Annotated in this window: 19 protein-coding genes; 9 read left to right on the top strand and 10 right to left on the bottom strand. The window is 60.3% G+C overall.

What is annotated here, in order from left to right; all coding sequences use genetic code 11:
- Window positions 1-704 precede the first annotated feature (704 nt).
- Window positions 705-971 (bottom strand): YebG family protein, encoded by a 267-nt coding sequence (locus BLR16_RS10055; protein WP_003365454.1) that lies wholly within the window; start codon window positions 969-971, stop codon window positions 705-707.
- Between the two features lie 411 nt (window positions 972-1,382).
- On the opposite strand from BLR16_RS10055, the gene BLR16_RS10060 reads away from it, so the two are divergent.
- The gene (locus tag BLR16_RS10060; RefSeq protein ID WP_003316964.1) at window positions 1,383-1,871 is read left to right on the top strand and encodes a phosphate-starvation-inducible protein PsiE; all 489 of its coding nucleotides are present in this window, start codon (window positions 1,383-1,385) and stop codon (window positions 1,869-1,871) included.
- 62 nt (window positions 1,872-1,933) lie between these two features.
- On the opposite strand, the gene BLR16_RS10065 is transcribed toward BLR16_RS10060, so the two are convergent.
- From BLR16_RS10065 to BLR16_RS10090, 6 genes are all read right to left on the bottom strand, one after another.
- Window positions 1,934-2,266 (bottom strand): YXWGXW repeat-containing protein, encoded by a 333-nt coding sequence (locus BLR16_RS10065; RefSeq protein WP_003365453.1) that lies wholly within the window; start codon window positions 2,264-2,266, stop codon window positions 1,934-1,936.
- Window positions 2,267-2,529: 263 nt separating this feature from the next.
- A complete protein-coding gene (locus BLR16_RS10070) occupies window positions 2,530-2,862 on the bottom strand; it encodes a DUF3509 domain-containing protein (RefSeq protein ID WP_032609541.1) in 333 nt (110 codons plus the stop codon).
- An 858-nt stretch (window positions 2,863-3,720) separates the two neighbouring features.
- Window positions 3,721-4,149: an HPF/RaiA family ribosome-associated protein gene (locus BLR16_RS10075; protein WP_003365451.1), complete on the bottom strand. Its 429-nt coding sequence runs from the start codon at window positions 4,147-4,149 to the stop codon at window positions 3,721-3,723.
- Between the two features lie 273 nt (window positions 4,150-4,422).
- Complete coding sequence (gene fecA / locus BLR16_RS10080; protein WP_003433642.1) at window positions 4,423-6,771, bottom strand: TonB-dependent Fe(3+) dicitrate receptor FecA; 2,349 nt, start codon at window positions 6,769-6,771, stop codon at window positions 4,423-4,425.
- A 269-nt stretch (window positions 6,772-7,040) separates the two neighbouring features.
- On the bottom strand, window positions 7,041-8,018 hold the full coding sequence (locus tag BLR16_RS10085; protein WP_003349772.1) for a FecR domain-containing protein: 978 nt from the start codon (window positions 8,016-8,018) through the stop codon (window positions 7,041-7,043).
- Window positions 8,015-8,518: a sigma-70 family RNA polymerase sigma factor gene (locus BLR16_RS10090; protein WP_003433640.1), complete on the bottom strand. Its 504-nt coding sequence runs from the start codon at window positions 8,516-8,518 to the stop codon at window positions 8,015-8,017. The genes BLR16_RS10085 and BLR16_RS10090 overlap by 4 nt, the downstream gene beginning before the upstream one ends.
- Window positions 8,519-8,719: 201 nt before the next feature.
- On the opposite strand from BLR16_RS10090, the gene BLR16_RS10095 reads away from it, so the two are divergent.
- Genes BLR16_RS10095 through BLR16_RS10105 form a run of 3 tightly spaced genes read left to right on the top strand, consistent with a single transcriptional unit; the run spans window position 8,720 to window position 10,958 of the window.
- Window positions 8,720-9,064, top strand: coding sequence for a DUF3649 domain-containing protein (locus BLR16_RS10095; protein ID WP_074805751.1), 345 nt, complete (start codon window positions 8,720-8,722; stop codon window positions 9,062-9,064).
- A gap of 20 nt (window positions 9,065-9,084) precedes the next feature.
- Window positions 9,085-10,626 carry a PepSY-associated TM helix domain-containing protein gene (locus BLR16_RS10100; protein ID WP_161437925.1) on the top strand — a complete coding sequence of 514 codons (1,542 nt, stop codon included), beginning with the start codon at window positions 9,085-9,087 and terminating at the stop codon, window positions 10,624-10,626.
- Window positions 10,626-10,958 carry a DUF3325 domain-containing protein gene (locus BLR16_RS10105; protein ID WP_074805745.1) on the top strand — a complete coding sequence of 111 codons (333 nt, stop codon included), beginning with the start codon at window positions 10,626-10,628 and terminating at the stop codon, window positions 10,956-10,958. Before BLR16_RS10100 ends, BLR16_RS10105 begins: the two co-directional genes overlap by 1 nt.
- On the opposite strand, the gene BLR16_RS10110 is transcribed toward BLR16_RS10105, so the two are convergent.
- A complete protein-coding gene (locus tag BLR16_RS10110) occupies window positions 10,947-11,822 on the bottom strand; it encodes an AraC family transcriptional regulator (protein ID WP_024663438.1) in 876 nt (291 codons plus the stop codon). The genes BLR16_RS10105 and BLR16_RS10110 overlap by 12 nt on opposite strands.
- Before the next feature lie 136 nt (window positions 11,823-11,958).
- Between BLR16_RS10110 and BLR16_RS10115 the strand changes: the two genes are divergently transcribed.
- On the top strand, window positions 11,959-12,861 hold the full coding sequence (locus BLR16_RS10115) for a DMT family transporter (protein WP_003365436.1): 903 nt from the start codon (window positions 11,959-11,961) through the stop codon (window positions 12,859-12,861).
- Window positions 12,862-12,906: 45 nt separating this feature from the next.
- On the opposite strand, the gene BLR16_RS10120 is transcribed toward BLR16_RS10115, so the two are convergent.
- Together BLR16_RS10120 and BLR16_RS10125 are read right to left on the bottom strand one after the other, a co-directional pair.
- Window positions 12,907-13,881 carry a 2-hydroxyacid dehydrogenase gene (locus BLR16_RS10120; protein WP_092194229.1) on the bottom strand — a complete coding sequence of 325 codons (975 nt, stop codon included), beginning with the start codon at window positions 13,879-13,881 and terminating at the stop codon, window positions 12,907-12,909.
- An 87-nt stretch (window positions 13,882-13,968) separates the two neighbouring features.
- Complete coding sequence (locus tag BLR16_RS10125; RefSeq protein ID WP_003365431.1) at window positions 13,969-14,916, bottom strand: LysR family transcriptional regulator; 948 nt, start codon at window positions 14,914-14,916, stop codon at window positions 13,969-13,971.
- 183 nt (window positions 14,917-15,099) lie between these two features.
- Between BLR16_RS10125 and BLR16_RS10130 the strand changes: the two genes are divergently transcribed.
- Genes BLR16_RS10130 through BLR16_RS10145 form a run of 4 tightly spaced genes read left to right on the top strand, consistent with a single transcriptional unit; the run spans window position 15,100 to window position 19,855 of the window.
- Window positions 15,100-16,596 (top strand): efflux transporter outer membrane subunit, encoded by a 1,497-nt coding sequence (locus BLR16_RS10130; protein WP_074805743.1) that lies wholly within the window; start codon window positions 15,100-15,102, stop codon window positions 16,594-16,596.
- A complete protein-coding gene (locus BLR16_RS10135) occupies window positions 16,593-18,779 on the top strand; it encodes an FUSC family protein (protein WP_074805741.1) in 2,187 nt (728 codons plus the stop codon). The genes BLR16_RS10130 and BLR16_RS10135 overlap by 4 nt, the downstream gene beginning before the upstream one ends.
- Window positions 18,769-18,969 (top strand): DUF1656 domain-containing protein, encoded by a 201-nt coding sequence (locus BLR16_RS10140; protein ID WP_003365425.1) that lies wholly within the window; start codon window positions 18,769-18,771, stop codon window positions 18,967-18,969. The genes BLR16_RS10135 and BLR16_RS10140 overlap by 11 nt, the downstream gene beginning before the upstream one ends.
- 25 nt (window positions 18,970-18,994) lie before the next feature.
- Window positions 18,995-19,855, top strand: a complete 861-nt coding sequence (locus tag BLR16_RS10145; RefSeq protein WP_003365423.1) for an efflux RND transporter periplasmic adaptor subunit — start codon at window positions 18,995-18,997, stop codon at window positions 19,853-19,855.
- Window positions 19,856-19,953: the final 98 nt, after the last annotated feature.

Genomic DNA, 19,953 nt, shown 5'->3' on the forward strand with positions numbered 1-19,953 from the left:
ATTTCCTCCCGCGCCTTTAGCGCGCCGCACAGCAGCAAAAACCAGGCTGAGAACAGCTTGGTGAGACTGCGAGTTGATGAGTTTCTCGGGCGGAAAGATCGGAGTTTGTGGCTCGATGTTCACTTCAGTGTGAATGTAGCAATATGCCTTGTTACCCGGAATTGTCGGGATTATTAGCAGAACAAGATAATAAAGCAAAACGTTTTATTAAGTATTTTTCAAAGTAACAATGGGTAGGAACTTTAGTTTTTCACCACGGTCAGTACAGGGTTGTATTTTTTGAAAAAAGGCGCTTAGGTCAATGAATACGGGGTCTTCGGGGGCTCTTGGTAACGCTTTTCCTGCTGTTTTGAGTGCTGGGTTATTCGCTGTAATTCTGGATGATGGCAAAAAGTTCCAACAAAAATATCAACAGCGAGGTGTGTGTCACTACAGCAGAATCCTGACGCCTGTTTAATGACAGGAAGAGAGAAGGGGTTCACAAAAATGACGCTGATATAATGACGCTTGGGAACTTTGATTATGTACCGAGTTTGACACACTGAGCGGCAGACGGGATGTTAGGAATTAGCTTAGATGCTGTTCAAATTTGCGCGGCATATACAGTATTGAGTTGTAGCAGCAATACGGGTGATTGCCCAGCCATTAAATGAGAATGATTGGCGACCCCCTCGCAATGAGGGGAGTCGCAGCCCACAGCGGAATCAGTCTTTCGCCTCGGCCGGTTCCGACAGCTCGCTGAGCGCGGTCGCGTTGTTCTTGAACGCCGCGGCGAACACGGCGCGATTCTTGGCCATGTAAATGCTCGCGTCCTCTGCATGCTTCTCCGAGATCCCCGGCACGTTCTTGATCAGGACGTCGGTAAGAAGCTCGGCCAGCTCGAGCATTTGGTCGTGCGCATCGGCGAGTTTACGGTCCACGAAAGTAGTCTCCAGATCGCGGGTACTGCGGTAAAGGGTTTCAACAGCCATTTTGGCCTCGTCGTCTTATCCAGTGTTGAAAGGGCTAGACCCGGACGTTCAGGGCGTCGTGCTCTGACCAGCGGGTATGCAAAGCATTGATCGTGCATGACCAGCGCGCCGGTCAGGTGTAGCGGGGCACTGCGTGAAGACCTTTAGGGAGGCTGGCCTGCGACGCAACAGCAGAAGCGATTTCTCGATTACTGTGTTTTTATACAGTAAAAGCCATGTGCCAATCAAGCCCCGCCTGAATAGTGGCGTTTACGCATCTTTTTTGCGCTGCAAATGTGCCTTGCGACAACCCGCCGCGCTCTCAACCATAGCCTATGGCCCTGTTCCTGCTTTAAAAAGCAGGCCACAAGGGTGTCACGAGTACCCGGCATCATCCGGTCGGCATAAACGAAGGTTCAGAGGTAACGCGTCATGGGGAATAAATGGGCAGTAAAGATAAGACACCGCGTACATGCGCAGGCCGAGTCACTGGGCAACCTGTGTGTGGAGAGCTTCCACTTTCTCGCCCTGTTCGCGATCGGCGCGATCACTGCCTGGGCGTCAGTGGTCGCATTCCTGGGGATGGTCGAGAAAGGCAACGTCACGGTCGATGACATCCTGCTGCTGTTCATCTACCTCGAACTGGGGGCGATGACCGGGATTTATTTCAAGACCAACCACATGCCCGTGCGCTTCCTGATCTATGTTGCGATCACTGCACTGACCCGGCTGCTGATTTCCGACGTGTCCCATCACAACCCGCCGGACATCGGCATCATCTACCTGTGTGGCGGCATCCTGTTGCTGGCGTTTGCGATTCTGGTGGTGCGCTATGCGTCGTACAAGTACCCGTCAGCGAAGATTCCCGATTCGTCCAGCACCGTCAAAGGTGCAGTGACGGAAGAAAAGGGCGAGATCTGATCGAAGGCAGTGGCGGCATCTGTGCAAGATGCCGCCAGCAATGTTGCTGGACAGGAGCCCAATCAGTTCAGCCAGACCCCGGCACGCCAGTGCCAGCCGTCACCGGCGCTTTCCCAGTGCGGATGTACATAGTGATAGCCGGGACGCTCTGCTTCCCAGTGGCCATGCACCGGCACGAAACGCTGGCCGTTCCAGTGCCAGTAACCGCGTGCCCATATATAGCCGGGACGAGGCGCCGGTTCCACCTCGACGACGCGTTCCGGTGGCGGTTGTGGCGCGATCACTTCTTCAACGTATTCGTGATGGACATGCGGCCGTTCATGAACCACGCGCTCCTCGACACAGCCTGACGCTATCGCAAGTGATGCGATCAATACCCCATAACGTAAGTACATGTTGCCTCCTCGGAATCAACCGCAGGTGCAGTGGCGCTGAGCTCAGTGCCCAGTCGCTCGAATGTTTCTGCGCAAGGATTGTTGTAGCAGGATGTATCTGTACTTTTGCTGAAGAGGAGGAAGGGGGAATGATAGCGAAAGGCCGGTTTTACTGGGGGGAAAGCCCGTTCAAGCAGGCTGGAAAATATTGAGCGGCATCGGGATAGTCTTGCTCTGTGCAGTGCCAACAACGGCACTGCACAGCGGGGAAGGGCAGGAGTGCATCAAACCCCGGCATTCACCGTTGCCTGGCTCTGTGGCCACAGACCATTGGCCGGGACAGGTGTCTTTTTCAGCGTCGCGCCATCAGTCATCGCTGCAAGGATCTTGATCGCGCTGTCGCCACGTTCGATGGCGATGCCGAATTGCACGCTTTCTATCAGCTTGCGCAGGCGTTGTGGGTCATTGCGTTGGGCAGCGCTGATCAAGCGCTTGGCAACGACGCCGCATTCGTTGGACAAGGTCAGCATGATGCTGCCGTCCAGCCCTTGAATGCTCAGATTCACCCGATAGTCAGGGTGAAACGTGTCCGTGATCATCTGAAAAGGATTGTCCATATCATTCACCTGCTCAATGGTCTGCATAAGTTGACCGGGTATTAGTCCTTTTGGTTCTCGACGACTGATCAGCGGTTGCGTTACTCCTGCGCTTGCTGCTGACGGTGTTGCTGTCGTCTTTCGCGTTGATGACAGGGTTTCGTTTAGAGAAGCTTTGACGCATTCACGACGTTCAGTTCGCGCCAGAAAGTGGCCGTCCTGATGGCCTGCCTCGTGGCGCGTACTACAGGGCTTTGCATGGTTCGGGCCATATTGCAGGGGCGATGCGCTAGAAGCCGCCGAGCGGGCGCACTCCGCAGCCGCTTCCTGGTTGGCTTTGCCACAGGACGAGCCGTTCAGTTCGGTTGAGAACAGTGCTTTCCAAGCCGGGCGAAAACAGCTGCCGGACATGGCCTGCTCGTCTCGCGAATGCGTTTTGCTTATGACTTTTTCGAGTGATTGTCTGACACTCCGACAACCGAATCTTGACGTCAGAGATTCGTAAAGACGGGGTCGAAACCGTACTCGCCCACTGTCCAGGTTCTGACGTTGAGCGTCGTGCTGCGGAGCTGCGGGATGAGTGTTGAACGCTTGTCGGTATGACTGGCTGACTTGCCTGCTCATGGAAGCGAGCAGCATGTTTTTTTGCTCGCCGATAGTGCTCAGGTACAGCGCTCGGGCTGCACGGCGCTGAATGTTAAATTCGATGGACGGCACCCGGCGATCGAAATGGCGGCGAGGCTAGCGACGGGTCAAGGTGGCCAAAGCTGTGCAGCGAGCGTTTGTGGTGCGTACTGATTGGGGCGTGAACCCATGGCGAACAAAAAGGGCGAACCGTTGCCGGTTCGCCCTTTTCTTGCAAAACGTGTCAGTGAAGCATCAGGTCAGACGAGCGGCTTCTTTCTCCTGCTCTTTTTCCAGAAATTCTTCTTCGAGCAGCGCGTCCGGACTGACCGGATCTTCATCCTGTTCGGCAATGGTCGGTGCGGCGCCTCGTTTGCCGCGCAGTTTGCCAAACAGATGCTCGAGGGCGTGATCGAGTTTTACAGCAGCGCCATCCACAGCCTGATCTACCGTATCGGCCTTGTGGGAAACAGAAATGGGTTGGTGTCCTTTGGGGCGAGCTTCCATCTGGCACTTGATGTCGTGCGGGCCAGGCTTGTCGCCGTTTTCGTCGCGGATGTGGACTTCCACGCGGGTCAGGTTTTCATCGTAGTGTTCGAGCGTGCTTTCAACGGTGGTACGAACCCACTCCTCCAGTCGGATACTGCTTTCGATGTGATTATCGCTATTGACCTGGATTTGCATAGTTAATCCTTATTAGGGCTTGCTCGTGCGAGGCTGGACTGCACGATTCCTGGCGGAATCGATTTCGTTTGCGCTCATTCACAGTGTTGGCGGCAATGGCCTGACAATTCAACCCCAATGTGTAAGAAATATTTCGCAGCAAAAAATGGCTGCCCTGGCGCGAGGTTACGAATCGGGAACGGACGCAGAGCGTCCAGAACGGCATTCCCACGCGGAGCGTGAGGAACGAGAGGTGTCCGGGAGAACACTGCTCTCGCGCTCTGGCGTCCGAAACTAGAACGCGACCGACGTCTGTACGTACACCGTGCGCGGTTCGCCGACGTATTTGCCGCGGTTGTTGTCGTCGAACGAGCGGGTGTAGTACTGGCGGTTGAAGATGTTCTTCATCCCGACCGCTACGTTGAGGTCAGACAGTTTCGGGCCGAAATCGTAGTTGGCTCGGGTGCTGAACAGCATGTACCCAGGGATCTTGCCGGTGCTGCCATCGGCGCTTTCAGTCGAGGTATTGGCGTTGTCGGCAAACTGGTCGCTCTGGAAGGAGCTGTCGAAATTGAGCTTCCACGGCCCTTCGGTGTAGCTGACGCCCATCGTTCCCTTGTGCTTTGACGAGAACGGCACGCGATTGCCCTTGTTCGGGCCGTCTTCGCGGATCGTGGCGTCGACGAAGGCGTAGGTCGCGTAGATATCGTAGCCGGCCAGCATCGGGCTCAGGCCTTCCAGTGCATAGTTGACGCTGGTCTCGATGCCCTGATGGCGCGTCTCGCCGCGTGCGATCACCGTGTCGTTGGTCTGGTTGCTGTCGTACTGGTTGTCGAAATTGATCAGGAATGCGCCGATCTCGGCCCGCAGGTTGCCATTGTCGTAGCGTGTGCCCAGTTCCCAGGTGCGGGCTTTTTCCGGTTTGACTTCATCCCCGGTGACGCGGTTAGGCATCTGGCTGTACTGCACGCTGCCGAACGAGCCTTCGGTGTTGGCGTACAGGTTCCAGGTGTCGGTCAGGTGATAAAGCACGTTCAACGCCGGCAACGCAGTGCTGTAGTCGCCCTGGTAGCGTGCGTTGGTGAGGTTGTTGTTCTGCGCGGTGTCGATCATCTCGTAGCGAACGCCCGGCGTGATGGTCCACTTGCCGATATCGATGCGGTCGTCGATGTAGAACGCATGCGCTTCGGTCGCGCCGCGTGTGTCGCGGTCGTTGCGGCTGGCGGTGGTCGGCAGGTTGCCGGTGACCGGTTCGCGGTAGCGCAGTTCGTGACCGGCTTCGTTGACGTAGCGGTAGCCAACGCCGACTTCATGCCAGGTTTCGCCCAGCGCAAAGCCTTGCGAGAAGCGCGTTTCCAGACCGCGTACCCAGTATTCGCGGGGCGACAGGGAAACGAAGCTGCCCTGATCCAGATAGCCGCTGCGCAGGGTCTTGGTGAAGAACGTGTTGGCGGTGAAGACGCGCGCGTCCTGTTCGTAGCGATAGCCGAAGTTGAACATCGTGCGACGGCCCCAGAACTTGTCCTTCAGGCGCGTCGACTGGTAAGGGTCGGCGTCGTAGTCCTTGACGCTCAGGCCGCCGGGCATCTGCGCTTCGCCATCGTAGTACTGTGCCATGGCGTTGAGGCTGTTGGCTTCGTCGATCTGGTATTTACCCTTGAGGATCAGGTCGTCGATTTCGGTATCGCTGTGTTCACGCCAGTCACCGCCGCGCACGCCGGAATACAGAATCGCACCGCCCAGGCCGTTGTCTGCGGTGCCGCCGGCCAGCAGGTTGCCGGTGGTCTTGAAGCCGTCGTGGCTGGACGACGGGCTGGTCTCGGTTTGTATGCCGCCTTTGAGAGTAGGTGCATCAGGGATCGCGCGGGTCACGAAGTTGACGATGCCGCCCACGTTCTGCGGACCGTAACGGACTGCGCCACCGCCACGCACCACATCGACTGCGTCCATGTTGCCCATGCTGATCGGTGCAAACGACAGTTGCGGCTGGCCATAGGGCGCGAATGGCACCGGGATACCGTCCATCAGCACGGTAGAACGCGACGCCAGGCGTGGATTGAGGCCGCGAATGCCGAAATTCAGCGCCATGTCGTGGCTGCCGGTGCCGTTGTTGTCCGGCGCATTGACGCCCGGAATGCGATTGAGCACTTCACGCGCCGATGTCGCTCCGACCCGCTCGAACTCCTCACGACGAATCACGTCACGTGCGCCGGGATGTTCGAAAACGTTGGTTTGCTGCGCCGCACCCAGCCAGTCGCCTACCACCGTGGAGACACCCAGTTCGATCGGCGCGCCAACAGCATTGACCGGTTGCAGGGTGAAGCCGTTATTGCCATCGGCCATGGCCTGCAGGCCGGTGCCTTCGAGCAAGGCGTTGAGGCCCTGCTCAGGTGTGTACTGACCTTCCAGGCCACGGCTTTTCAGGCCGCTGGTGATTTGCGAACCATACGAAATCAGCACGCCAGACTCACGACCGAACTGGCTCAGCGCCGCTTCAAGCTCGCTCGGCGCAATGTGATACACCTTGGGTGCGACTTCTGCGGCCTGCACCATCGACAGACTGCCGACCGAGAGGCTGGCACCGAAAATGACATGGCGCAATGTGCGCACCAGCGGTGAAAGTTGAGTAGGGCGGGCTGACATGCAGGAGTCCTTTGACCGGAAGGTTGAGAGAGGCTTTCCCTGTCTGTCACGCGAGGGTCGAAAAACGGCTCACGCTTTTTGAAAAATTTTAGCCGGCCAGCGCAAATCCAGCTGTCATCCAAAAACCGCTGTGTGACGCAGAGCGTCACGAACGGCATTCCCACGCGGAGCATGGGGACGATAGTCAGCGGAGTTTCAGTCCCGTATTTCGGGCTCTTCAGGATGTGTACGTCACCATGAGGACCCGGCGTGGAAACGAGCAATCACGATCAAACCCGCGCCTGCACGTTCACCCAATACCGCGTGAAGCGTTGCACGCGCACCGGGAGGGCGCGTTCGAGCATGTCGAGGATGCGCTCGCTGTCGGCCAGCGGGTAACTGCCGGAAATAAGCAGCCCTGCAACCTTCGCATCGCAATTGAGACGACCGCGGCGGTAGCGGCCCAACTCTGCAAGAAAATCCACCAGCCTCATGCGCGACGCCACCAGCATCCCGTCCGCCCAGGCGCCACTGCCTGCGTCCAGCGGACGAACCTTGTCCCAGGCATCACGACTGAACGTCACCTGTTGGCTGGCCAGCAGCATCAAACCGGGGCCGCTCTTGCCGGCAGGGACTATTTCAAGGGCTCCGGCAAACACGGCCAACTGCGTGCGCCCATTCAGTTGACGCAGGTTGAAACGACTGGCGCCTGTCGACGCCCTGACCGAGCCTTCGGCACTCAACAGGTTCAGCGGGCGCGTGTCCGCCGAGGCCGTCATGAGGATTTCGCCCTGCAGCAGTTCGATCAGGCGCTGCTGAGCATCAAAACGCACATCCACCGCGCTGGCAGTATTCAACTGCACCTGACTGCCGTCGCTCAACGCCACTTTGCGCTGTTCACCCACGCCACTGTCGTAGTCGGCCAGCAAAGGTTGCAGGGCGATCTGCTCGCGCAGGCTCCAGCCCGCTGCCGAGCCTGCGCCGAGCAGCAACAGCAGCTTCAACGCATGCCGACGGCTGGCGGACTTCGGCGCATTGAGTGCCGCGTGCGCCAGCGGCGAGGACAGTCCACTCAGGCGCTGATTGACCCGCTGCATGTGCGCCCACGCCCGTTGATGCTCGACGTTGCCATTGAGCCACAGCTGCCAGGCGTGCTGACGGCGGGCATCCAGCGTGCCCTCCTGCATTTCCAGCAGCCAGCCAACGGCCTGCTGTGCCACGGCGGGCGAGATGTCGGATTTGTTCAGGGACTCGCTGTTGGTGTTCATAGGGCGAAATAGCAGCGCAGGGCGGCCTTGTGCAGATGGCGCTTGACCGTGGCGATGGAAATACCCAGTTCGGCAGCGATCCGGCCATGGCTCAAACCGTCGACCTGCGACAGCAGAAACGCCTGCTTGACCAGGGTCGGCAGGCCGTCCAGCAGTTGATCGAGTTCCACCAGGGTTTCGAGAATGATCGCCCGCTCTTCTTCCGAAGGCGCCACGCTCTCCGGCAATGCGGCCAGTGCCTGATAGTAAGCGTGCTCCAGGTCCTGACGCCGGTAGTGATTGCACAGCACGCGCTTGGCAATCGTCGTCAGAAAGGCACGCGGTTCGATAATCTGCGGCGTATCGCGTGCGCCCAGGACCTTGATGAAGGTGTCCTGCGCAAGATCTGCCGCGCTGTGCGGGCAGCCGAGCCTGCGCCGCAACCAGGTCGTCAGCCAGACGTTGTGTGCCCTGTACAGGCCTTCGACAGTGTGATTGAGAGCGGAGTGGGCGACGGGCATCACGGGGAAACAATCCACGGGGACTCATTGATGGCGTGGATTCTGGCAGACTCTTTTGCGTATGAGAATATTTATCATTAATATTGCGGTTCATTTGTCCCGTTCGGGATGAATGGCGCACACCGCCGGCTTTTGTTGCGACCCCTTCCTGGCCGCTTGTGACCGGCTTCCCTGGTTTCATGAATCAATGCAGACCCTTTGATGGATGTCACCACCGCAAGCCGCCCGTTGCCGGAAAAGCGCACGGCAAAAACCGGAACCAGGGGCGTGACGGCGGCCTATCGCATTGCCATTGTCTCGCGGACACTGGCTGCGGTATTTGCCGGTTACCTGCTGGCGTCGTTGTTCAGTACCTGCATCGCACAATGGCTGCCGATTACCCGCGCCGAAGCGGTGGTGACGGGGATGATGTTCTCGTTTCTCGCCTATCTGGGCGCGGTGCTCTGGTGTTTTGCCTGCCGCACGGCGCTGCAGGCGTGGGTCGGGGTGCTGACGCCCTGTGCACTGCTGGGCGCGGCCTACGCCTGTGGTCGGTGGTTGCTGTGAAGGAGGGTTTTCGCCAGTCGATGGCCTGGTTGCACACCTGGGTCGGTTTACTGTTTGGCTGGTTGCTGTTCGCGATTTTTCTGACTGGCACGCTTTCCTATTTCAAGGACGAGATTACCCACTGGATGCAGCCGGAGATTCCGGTGCGCGCCCTTGATGCAGGCGCCAGCGTGCAACAGGCTCAGCTTTATCTGCAAAGCCATGCCGCCGGGGCTACGCGCTGGTTCATCAGTCTGCCCGATCAGCGCACGCCCGGCCTGATGGTCGGCTGGCTGCCCGAAGGCAAACAGGGCCAGCGCAACAACTTCGTACGCAAGCTGCTCGATCCGCAGACCGGTAGTGAGGTGCAGGCGCGTGACACACGCGGTGGCGATTTCTTCTACCGGTTTCACTATCAACTGCAGATGCCATATCCCTGGGGCCGCTGGCTGGCAACCAGCGCCGCGATGGTGATGCTGGTCGCGCTGATCACCGGCATCATCATTCACAAGAAGGTTTTCAAGGAGTTCTTCACCTTTCGTCCGCGCAAGGGCCAGCGTTCCTGGCTGGACGGGCATAACGCGCTGGGCGTGCTGGTGCTGCCGTTTCACCTGATGATCACTTACAGCAGTCTGGTGATCTTCATGTCGATGGTGATGCCCGCGAGCATTCTCAGCCAGTACGACACCGTCCAGGCCTTCTACAGCGAAGCCTATCCGTTTCCGGAAACGGTCAAGCGCGAAGGCACCGCTGCGCCGCTGGTGGCGCTTGCGCCATTGGTCAACGCAGCGAATGCGAAATGGGACAGCGGTCAGGTGGGTCGGGTTATCGTTAATAATCCGGGCGACAGCACCGCTTCGATTCTGCTGACGCGTGACGACAAGGGCAGCATTGTGCCGGACCGGGGCGGGGCGCTGACGTTCAGCGGTGCCAGCGGCGAACTGTTGAACGAAGTGCCCGAGCGCCCGCTGGCGCTGCTGATTTCCAGCGGGATGTATGGCCTGCACGTGGGCCATTTCGCCGAACCGTTGCTGCGCTGGCTGTACTTCATTTTTGGTGTCGCCGGGACTGCAATGATCGGCACCGGGTTGGTGATGTGGCTGGGCAAGCGTCAGCTCAAACACGCCAAGACCGGCGTGCTGCCGCTGGAACTGCGTGTGGTCGAAGTGCTGAACATTGCCAGCATGTCCGGGTTGATGATCGCCGTGGCCAGCTTTTTCTGGGCCAATCGTTTGCTGCCTGTCGGATTCGTCGGGCGTGCTGATTGGGAGGTCAGCGCGTTCTTCACGGTTTGGGCCGTGTCAGTCATGCATGCTGCGCTGCGCAAGGGGCGTAGCGCATGGCGAGAACAACTGTGGCTCGGCGCGCTGCTGTTCGCCGGTCTGCCGGTGCTCGATCTGCTGATCTGCGGTCGCTATCTGCTGGATGCGTTGATGTCAGGAAACCTGATGTTGGCGGCTTTTGACCTGACGGTGCTGGTCATCGGGCTGTTCCTGGGCTGGGCGGCGCTGAAGTTCAAGGCTGCGCCTGCCGGTAAAACCTCCCGCGTCTCGTTGCCGGTCGTACCTCAGGAGGCCCCCTGATGATGCTGGCGGCCTTGCTCTGTTATGTGGGGTTCACGTGCCTGTGTCTGTCCATGGCCCGACATTACGGTGAACTGCTCAAGGGGCCGTTGACCGAACCGCGGCGACGGCTGCTCAAACTGGCCGGCTGGGGGGCGCTGTTACTGTCGTCGTGGGCTGCGGTTCATGACTGTGGCTGGATGATGGGGACGGTGTACTGGTTCGCTGCGCTGATGGGCAGCGCGGTGTTGCTGGTTGCGTTGCTGTCGTTCCGTCCGCGTTGGGTGCTGGCACTGGCGGGGTGTGGGGCGCTGTTGAGCCCGTTGGCCGCGGTAGGTCAGTTATTGGCCTAACGCCGTTCTGTATTCACCCGGTGTCGCCCCTGTGGCCTGACGAAAGCGGTTGCTGAAATGGCTGGCGCTGGCGAACCCGCAGGCCAGCGCGATCTCGCCCAGCGGCTTGCCGGTGCCGCGCAGTAACTGGCGCGCCCGCTCGATACGCCGCGCCAGCAGGTACTGGTGCGGCGGCAAACCGAAGCTTTCGCGAAACATGCGTGCGAAGTGGTATTCCGACAGCGCGCACAGGCCGGCCAGTTGGCCAAGGCTCAGCGGGTCGGCGAGATGCATTTCGATGAAGTCCACCAGGTGCCGGCGCAGGTGCGGCGCCAGGCCGCCTTTCAAGCGCAGCCCTTCGCGCAGTCCAGCCTGGCTGAGCAGCGCATGGCTGACCATCTCGTGCGCCAGGCTGCTGGTCAGCAGGCGCTCGCCGGGTTCTGCCCAGTTCAGGCGAATCAGCTGCCGGAAGCGTGCCGCCTGTGCGGGGTCTTCCAGAAAGGTGTTTTCCCGCAGTTGCATCTCGCGCGGCTCACGGTCCAGCAGGGTCACGCAGCCCAGCGCAAACTGTTCCGGGCTGAAATACAGATGCGCCAGACGGATCTCGCCATTCACTACCCAGGCGGACTCATGGCCGGCAGGCAAGATGCACAGTTTGCCCGGCGCGCCTTTCTGGTCGGGTCTGCCGCGGCGAAAGGTCCCGGTACCGTCCTCGATATAGCACGACAGCGTATGGTGGGTCGGTGCGTGATATTCCTGCGAGTCATGCCGATTGTTCCACAACGCCGCCACCAACCCGTCGCCCAGCGGCGCGCTTTGCTCCAGATGGGCATTGGGCGAACTGTTCAGGGCCTGAAAGACCTGGATGGATTCAATGGTGGGCATGACGATTCCTCTAGGATTTGTATCCTACTCGCTGGCGACGCCGCTGCCAGTAGCGCTTGAAGCAAATGCGCAAGATTGTGCAAGCGCTGGCAGACCGGCACGCAGCAGACTGATGGCTCATCAAGGAGCCTGCACCATGAACCTCTCGCTTTATCTGCTGACCGTGCTGATCTGGGGCACCACCTGGATCGCTCTGAAACTTCAACTCGGCGATGTCGCGATTCCGGTATCGATCGTCTATCGCTTTGCCCTGGCAGCGTTGGTGCTGTTTGCATTCCTGTTGCTGAGCAAGCGTCTGCAGCCGGTCAATCGTCGTGGCCAGTTGATTTGCCTGGCGCAGGGCGTGTGCCTGTTCTGCGTCAACTTCATGTGCTTCTACACGGCCAGCCAGTGGATACCCAGTGGCCTGATCGCGGTGGTGTTCTCGACCTCGACACTGTGGAATGCGCTGAACGCACGGGTGTTCTTTCGCCAGAAAATCGCCAGCAATGTACTGGCCGGTGGCGCCATGGGCCTGATCGGTCTGGCCTGTCTGTTCTGGCCTGAAATGTCCGGGCATGGCGCGAGCCGGCAGACCCTGATCGGCCTGGGACTGGCCTTGCTCGGCACGCTGTGCTTCTCGGCGGGCAACATGCTGTCGAGCCTGCAGCAGAAAGCCGGTCTGCGTCCGCTGACCACCAATGCGTGGGGGATGTTCTACGGGGCAACGATACTGGGCATGTATTGCCTGCTGAGCGGCACGTCGTTCACCTTCGAATGGAACACGCGCTACGTAGGCTCACTGCTGTTTCTGGTGATCCCCGGCTCGGTGATTGCGTTCACTGCCTACCTGACCCTGGTCGGGCGCATGGGGCCGGAGCGTGCGGCTTACTGCACGGTGCTGTTCCCGGTCGTGGCGCTGAATATCTCCGCCTGGGTGGAAGGCTATCAGTGGACCTTGGCTGCCTTGCTGGGGCTGGTGCTGGTGATGGTCGGCAACGTGCTGGTGTTCAGGAAGATCAGACCGGTTGCCGTCGTGGTCGGCGGCAAACTGGCCTGAGTTGGTGGCTATCGTGCCTTTCCGGCCGATCCGCAGGCGCGGGCTTCAGCCTTGCCACACCTGCGGGTTGACCAGATCCTGTGGTCGTTCACCGAGCAGCGCGCTGCGCAGGTTGCCGTAGGCGCGGTCGGCCATGGCCTGGCGGGTTTCGGTGGTGGCTGAGCCGATGTGCGGCAGGGTCACCGCGTTCTTCAATTGGAACAGCGGCGATTCGCTCAGCGGCTCTTTTTCGTAGACGTCCAGACCGGCACCGCGAAGGGTGCCGTTCTGCAGCGCTTCGATCAGCGCGGGTTCATCGACGATCGGGCCGCGGGCGATGTTGACCAGGATGGCGCCGGGCTTCATCAGGCTCAGCTCGCGGCGGCCGATCAAGTGTTTGGTCTTTTCACTCAGCGGCACGACCAGGCAGACGAAATCCGCTTCGGCCAGCAATTGATCCAGGCTGCGAAATTGTGCGCCCAGCTCCTGTTCGAGCTCGGTCTTGCGGCTGTTGCCGCTGTACAGAATCGGCATGTTGAAACCCAGACGACCACGGCGGGCAATGGCTGCGCCGATGTTACCCATGCCGACGATCCCCAGCGTCTTGCCATGCACATCGGTGCCGAAGTGCGGCGGTTCGATGCTGCGCGTCCACTGTCCGGCCTTGGTGTAGGCATCCAGTTCGGCGACCCGGCGAGCGCTGCTCATGATCAGCGAGAAGCCCAGGTCGGCGGTGCTTTCGGTCAGTACATCCGGCGTGTTGGTCAGCAGAATGCCGCGCTCGCTCAGGTAGTCGACGTCGTAGTTGTCGTAGCCCACCGAGATGCTGGACACCACCTCCAGCTTCGTGGCGTTCTGCAGTTGTTCGCGACCCAGCTTGCGGCCTGCGCCGATCAGCCCGTGGGATTCAGGCAAGGCTTCTGCAAACTGCGCGTTGATATCACCCTGTTTGGGGTTGGGCACGATCACGTTGAAGTCTTGCGCCAGGCGCTCGGCCATTTCAGGAGAAACACGGCTGAAGGCGAGTACGGTTTTTTTCATTGGGCAGTCACTCTTGAGCGGTTGAATGAGTAGCACGCTAACATTCCTCCCCGCTCTTTGGCAGCCGCTTTTTGCAGTTGTACGATGTCAGTACGATGACTTGAGAGCCTGCACATGCAGATCGGCTTCATCGGCAGCGAGAATTTCCGGCAGGGAACCGCGCAGGTATTCAACCCAGGTTCTGATCTTCGCATCCAGATACTGGCGTGACGGATAGATGGCGTACAGGTTCAGCTCTTGCGAGCGGTAATCGGACAATACGCGCACCAGTGTGCCGTTGCGCAGCCCCTCGATCGCCGAGTAGATCGGCAGAATGCCAATCCCCATGCCGCTGGAAATCGCAGTTTTCATCGCATCCGCAGAGTTGACCAGCAGTGGCGAGCTGTTGATGGTGACCATTTCCTGGCCTTCCGGGCCGTCGAACAGCCACTTGTCCAGCGGGAACACCGGGCTCACCAGACGCAGACATGCATGATTCAGCAGGTCGGCAGGCTTGTGGGCCATGCCGAACGTTTTCACGTACTCGGGGGATGCGCACACGATGCTGTAGGTAATGCCCAGGCGCTGAGACACAAAGCCCGAGTCAGCCAGTTCGCTGGCCAGCACGATCGACACGTCATAGCCTTCTTCCAGCAAGTCCGGCACGCGGTGAGTCATGGTCAGATCGAACGCGACGTCCGGGTGGCTGCGCCGGTAACGGGCGATGGCGTCGATCACATAATGCTGGCCGACGCCGGGCATCGAATGCACTTTGAGCTGCCCGGCCGGGCGGGCATGAGCGTCGCTGGCTTCGGCCTCGGCTTCTTCTACCGAGGCGAGAATCTGTTCGCAGCGCAACAGATAACGCTTGCCTGCTTCGGTGAGGGCTATGCGCCGGGTGGTGCGATTGAGCAGGCGCGTCTGTAAATGTGCTTCAAGGTTGGAGACCGCGCGCGAGACGTTAGCGGTGGTGGTATCCAGCACGGCGGCGGCAGCAGTGAAGCTGCCCGCTTGCGCCACGCAGCTGAAGGCACGCATGTTTTGCAGGGTGTCCATGGGTACTTCTCTGAGTAGATGGCAAATTGTGACATGAAGTAACGGATGCATGTATCCAGACCAAAGGATTATCGCCGTTTCAGTAACAAAGATTCACAAATCTCCCCGCTTATCGCCGCGTCGAGCGCCGCCTAGAATCGCCGCCATTCAAGGTGTGTCACCTTCGTTCGGGAACTTGCAGCTGTGCCGCGTCGCATCATCAGAGGGCTCTGGCCCGTCGGTATCCTGGCTTTTACGCTGGTCCTCAACGGCTGTATCGGAACACATGGAATCAAACCGCAGGGCACTGTCCTGCACGCCGACAGCCTGGCCACGGATCAGGCGATTCAGAGCGCTGCCCTCGACGCCCATTGGCCCGCAGCGCAATGGTGGCGTGCCTACGGCGATGCGCAACTGGACCACTGGGTCGATATGGCGACGCTGGGCAGCCCGAGTCTGGCACTTGCCGCGGCTCGTGTGCGTCAGGCGAGAGCGATGGCGCAGGTCGCCGAGTCCGCCGAGGCTGTGCAACTGCAAGGCAACGCCAGCCTGATGCGTCACGACTGGCCCGAGGATCAGTTTTATGGCCCCGGCGCGCTGGCCGATACTCGCACCTGGGACAACAATGCGTCACTGGGCCTGAGCTACGCGCTGGATCTGTGGGGACGTGAACGCAACGCCAGCGAGCAGGCCGTTGATCTGGCGCACGTGAGTGCTGCCGAGCAGCGTCAGGCGCAGCTCGAATTGCAGGAAAACGTGGTGCGCGCCTACATCCAGCTGTCCCTCGACTACGCCCGACTGGATATCGCCGAGGCGGCACTGGCCCAGCAGCAACAGATACTCGACCTGGCGCAGCGTCGCCTCAAGGGCGGGATCGGTACGCACTTCGATGTCAGTCAGGCCGAAACCCCGCTGCCTGAGGCGCATCGGCAGATCGACGCGCTGCAAGAGGCCATCGCGTTGGGTCGAAACCAGCTGGCCGCGCTGGCAGGCAAGGGGCCGGGGCAGGGTGCGGCCTTGCAGCGGCCTGCGCTGTCCTTGCACACCTCACTCACATTGCCCTCGACATTGCCTGCCGAACTGCTGGGCCAGCGGCCTGACGTGGTGGCCGCTCGCTGGCAGGTGGCGGCGCAGGCGCGCGGTATCGACGTCGCGCATGCGGGCTTTTATCCCAATGTCGATCTGGTCGGCAGCCTGAGCTACATGGCCACGGGCGGCGGCATGCTGGAGTTTCTGACCGGCAGCAAACTGGGTTACAAGGTCGGGCCGGCCATCAGCCTGCCGATCTTCGACGCTGGACGCTTGCGGGCGGAACTGGGGCAGGCGTCGGCTGCTTACGATCAGGCCGTTGCGCATTACAACCAGACGCTGGTGATGGCGCTGAAAAGTGTCTCCGACCAGTTGATTCGGCGTGCCTCGATGGACAAGCAGCAGGCACTCGCTGCCGAGTCGGTGGCGTCTGCGCAAAAGACCTACGACATCGCGTTGATCGCCTGGCAGCGCGGTCTGACCGATTACCTGAACGTGCTCAATGCGCGCACGCAGCTGTTCCGCCAGCAGCAGATTCAGCAGCAGGTCGAGGCCGCGCGGCTGGAAGCCTACGCCGGGCTGGTGGTTGCGCTGGGCGGTGACGGTGGCGAGAGTGGCAATCCCAGTGGTCATTCCGCTGACACTGCTGCCAAGTCCGGGGGCGGGCAATGATCGCCTCGCTACAGCGCATCACCGACCTGCCGTGGCGTCGCGAATTACACAGCTGGGCGCGCAGTGACGGGGTGACCTGGGTTTACATCTTCAAGGTGCTGCTCGCCGCATTCCTCACCTACTGGCTGGCACTGCGCCTGGAACTGCCGCAGCCGCACACGGCGATGATCACGGTGTTCATCGTCATGCAGCCACAGAGCGGACAGGTGTTCGCCAAGAGTTTTTATCGCCTGCTGGGGACGCTGGCCGGGTCGGCGATGATGGTGCTGTTGATGGCCCTGTTTGCGCAGAACCCGCTGCCGTTTCTCGGCAGCCTCGCGCTCTGGGTCGGTCTGTGTTCGGCCGGTGCGGCGCGCTATCGCAACTTTCGTGCGTACGGTTTTGTGCTGGCCGGGTACACCGCCGCCATGGTGGGGCTGCCTGCCCTGGCGCATCCGGAAGGTTCGTTCATGTCGGCGGTGTGGCGTGTACTGGAAATCACTCTGGGTATCCTGTGTTCCACGGCCATCAGCGCAGCGGTGCTGCCGCAGAGCTCCAGCGCAGCGATGCGCAACGCGCTTTATCTGCGCTTCGGCGGGTTCGCGCGCTTCGTGGTCAACGGCCTGCGCGGCGATATTTCACGCACTGAATTTGAAACCGGCAATGTACGTTTTGTGGCCGAGGCCATCGGCCTTGAAGGGCTGCGCAGCGTCACGGTATTCGAAGACCCGCACATGCGTCGCCGCAACGGTCGACTCAACCGTTTGAACAGCGAATTCATGGCGGTCACCACGCGCTTCAATGCCCTGCACCAATTGCTCGAGCGTTTGCGTCTCGAACAGGCCGATCAGGTGTTGAAGCATATCGATCCCGGCCTTGAAAACCTTGCAGAGCTGCTCGACGGATTCGCCGACCGCGCCTTGACCAACGATGACGCGGCGCTGCTGGTCACGCGTCTGGAGTCGTGCAGGGCGCACTTCCCCGAACGGGTCAGAAGCCTGCGCGCCGAGTTGGAGCACACCCTGCCCAGCGACGCCGAACGACTGGACTTTCACACCTCGTTCGAGCTGCTGTACCGCCTGCTCAGCGAGTTGCTCGACTACGCACGAACCCACGCATCACTGGCCGACCACAGCCATGAGCGTGAACAGTGGAAGGGCTCGTTCGTACCGCGTACCCACTGGATGACCGCGCTGGCAGCCGGCGCCCGGGCGACCTGCGTGGTCGGTCTGATGAGTGTGTATTGGGTGCTGACCGCGTGGCCCAGCGGCGCGAGCATGGTCCTGGCCTCGGCGGCCACCGTTGCTCTGTCGTCGACCACCCACAACCCCAGACGCATGTCGCTGCAAATGGCTGGCGGTACATTGCTCGGCGCGCTGTCGGGATTTATCGAGACCTTTTTTCTGTTCCCGCACATCGACGGTTTTCCGTTGCTGTGCCTGCTGCTGGCCCCGGTGTTTGTGCTCGGTGCATACCTGGGCTCACGTCCACAGTGGACGGGATACGGACTGGGGCTGCTGATTTTTTTCAGCCTGGGCTCGGTGCCGGACAACCTGACGGTCTACGACCCCTACACCTTCATCAACGATTACCTCGCGATGGTCGTCGGTATGCTGATCTGTGCCGCTGCCGGAGCAATCATCCTGCCGCCCAACAGCCGCTGGATGTGGCAACGCCTGGAACAGGCCTTGCGCAATCAAGTGGTGTTTGCGATCAGCGCGCCGCTCAAGCGTCTGGGCTCAAGCTTCGAGAGCCAGACCCGCGACCTGATGCATCAGGCGTACGGCCTGGCGATTGGCAAACCGCTGGTTCAGCGCGAGTTGTTGCGCTGGATGTTCGTGGTGCTGGAAATCGGCCACGCCATTATCGAGCTGCGCCATGAACAGGCGCTGCTGCCGATTCACCCTGCTTACGCCGAGTACCAGCCCTGGCGCATCGCGCTGCGAGTCATGGGGCGCGCTTTGGTGCGGCTGTTCATCCAGCCTGATGCGGTCAATCTGCAGCGCTGTCTCTCGGCAGTCGATCAGGCCATCAAGCGGGTGCAGGAGGCCGATGAACCCTTCGCCTCGCATTTCGATACGTCGGTGCTGCGCCGGGTAAAAAGCTACCTGCACTTTATCCGCACGTCACTGCTGGACCCGCAATCGCCGCTGGCCGCTTATGGCGTTGCGCGAACCGCTTCAGGAGTCGCCCATGCCGCGTGAAATAGCCTTCCACGGTCTGTATATGCCGACCCTCACGCTGATCTTTCTGCTGGCCGTGGTTCTGGCATGGGCGCTGGACCGTCTGCTGGCCGGTTTTGACCTGTATCGGCATTTCTGGCACCCGGCCTTGCTGCGTCTGAGCCTGTTTATCTGCATCTTCGGCGCGTTGGCGCTGCCCCTTTATCGTTGACGCCTGAGTCGGGAAAAATCTCTGGATGAAAAAGTTCTTCAGTCTGTTTGCCACGTTGCTGGTGCTGGCAGTCGCGCTCTGGATCGGTCGTACGCTGTGGATCGACTATATGGATAGCCCATGGACCCGCGATGGCCGGGTGCGCGCCGATATCATCAACGTGGCCGCCGATGTGTCCGGCACTGTGGTCGAGGTGCCGGTGCGTGACAACCAGTGGGTAAAGCGTGGCGATCTGCTGATGCAGATTGACCCGGAGCATTACCGGATCGCCGTAAAGCAAGCGCAGGCGTTACTGGCTTCACGCAAGGCAACCTGGGAGATGCGCAAACTGAATGCCAGGCGGCGTGCCGACATGGATGAACTGGTCATCTCGGCGGAAAATCGTGACGACGCGAGTAACGTAGCCACCTCGGCCCTGGCCGATTACCAGTTGGCCCAGGCGCAACTGGAGGCGGCCGAGCTTAACCTGTCACGCACGCGGGTACTGGCGGCGGTGGACGGTTACGTCACCAACCTCAATGTCCATCGCGGTGACTATGCGCGTATCGGTGAAGCGAAGATGGCCGTGGTGGACATGAACTCGTTCTGGGTCTACGGCTTCTTCGAGGAAACCAAATTGCCGCACCTGAACGTGGGCGATCCTGCCGATATGCAGTTAATGAGCGGCGAGGTGCTCAAGGGTCATGTCGAAAGCATTGCACGCGGCATCTACGACCGTGACAACCCGCAAAGCCGCGAACTGATCGCCGACGTCAACCCGACTTTCAACTGGGTGCGTCTGGCCCAGCGAGTGCCGGTGCGTATCCATCTGGACGCTATACCTGAAGGCGTACTTCTGGCAGCGGGAATGACCTGCACGGTGATTGTCAGGCCGGTAGACGGCTGATGCTTGAGGACGCAGAGCGTCCAGAACGGCATGCCGACGCGGAGCGTCACACGGTAGGCAGGTGATCGTTCCGCACGCTCCAGCGTGGGAATGCAGTT

It is taken from the genome of Pseudomonas sp. BS3767 (assembly GCF_900099665.1).
In the GTDB taxonomy this organism is placed as follows: Bacteria; Pseudomonadota; Gammaproteobacteria; order Pseudomonadales; family Pseudomonadaceae; genus Aquipseudomonas; species Aquipseudomonas cerasi.

Bases quoted from the DNA above. Each gene is read 5' to 3' on its own strand.
- BLR16_RS10075 (WP_003365451.1), bottom strand. From the start codon at position 4,149: ATGCAAATCCAGGTCAATAGCGATAATCACATCGAAAGCAGTATCCGA.
- BLR16_RS10070 (WP_032609541.1), bottom strand. From the start codon at position 2,862: ATGGACAATCCTTTTCAGATGATCACGGACACGTTTCACCCTGACTAT.
- BLR16_RS10135 (WP_074805741.1), top strand. From the start codon at position 16,593: ATGATCGCCTCGCTACAGCGCATCACCGACCTGCCGTGGCGTCGCGAA.
- fecA (WP_003433642.1), bottom strand. From the start codon at position 6,771: ATGTCAGCCCGCCCTACTCAACTTTCACCGCTGGTGCGCACATTGCGC.
- BLR16_RS10085 (WP_003349772.1), bottom strand. From the start codon at position 8,018: ATGAACACCAACAGCGAGTCCCTGAACAAATCCGACATCTCGCCCGCC.
- BLR16_RS10125 (WP_003365431.1), bottom strand. From the start codon at position 14,916: ATGGACACCCTGCAAAACATGCGTGCCTTCAGCTGCGTGGCGCAAGCG.
- BLR16_RS10060 (WP_003316964.1), top strand. From the start codon at position 1,383: ATGGGGAATAAATGGGCAGTAAAGATAAGACACCGCGTACATGCGCAG.
- BLR16_RS10055 (WP_003365454.1), bottom strand. From the start codon at position 971: ATGGCTGTTGAAACCCTTTACCGCAGTACCCGCGATCTGGAGACTACT.
- BLR16_RS10115 (WP_003365436.1), top strand. From the start codon at position 11,959: ATGAACCTCTCGCTTTATCTGCTGACCGTGCTGATCTGGGGCACCACC.
- BLR16_RS10145 (WP_003365423.1), top strand. From the start codon at position 18,995: ATGAAAAAGTTCTTCAGTCTGTTTGCCACGTTGCTGGTGCTGGCAGTC.
- BLR16_RS10090 (WP_003433640.1), bottom strand. From the start codon at position 8,518: ATGCCCGTCGCCCACTCCGCTCTCAATCACACTGTCGAAGGCCTGTAC.
- BLR16_RS10140 (WP_003365425.1), top strand. From the start codon at position 18,769: ATGCCGCGTGAAATAGCCTTCCACGGTCTGTATATGCCGACCCTCACG.
- BLR16_RS10110 (WP_024663438.1), bottom strand. From the start codon at position 11,822: ATGCCCACCATTGAATCCATCCAGGTCTTTCAGGCCCTGAACAGTTCG.
- BLR16_RS10100 (WP_161437925.1), top strand. From the start codon at position 9,085: ATGGCCTGGTTGCACACCTGGGTCGGTTTACTGTTTGGCTGGTTGCTG.
- BLR16_RS10065 (WP_003365453.1), bottom strand. From the start codon at position 2,266: ATGTACTTACGTTATGGGGTATTGATCGCATCACTTGCGATAGCGTCA.
- BLR16_RS10095 (WP_074805751.1), top strand. From the start codon at position 8,720: ATGGATGTCACCACCGCAAGCCGCCCGTTGCCGGAAAAGCGCACGGCA.
- BLR16_RS10105 (WP_074805745.1), top strand. From the start codon at position 10,626: ATGATGCTGGCGGCCTTGCTCTGTTATGTGGGGTTCACGTGCCTGTGT.
- BLR16_RS10120 (WP_092194229.1), bottom strand. From the start codon at position 13,881: ATGAAAAAAACCGTACTCGCCTTCAGCCGTGTTTCTCCTGAAATGGCC.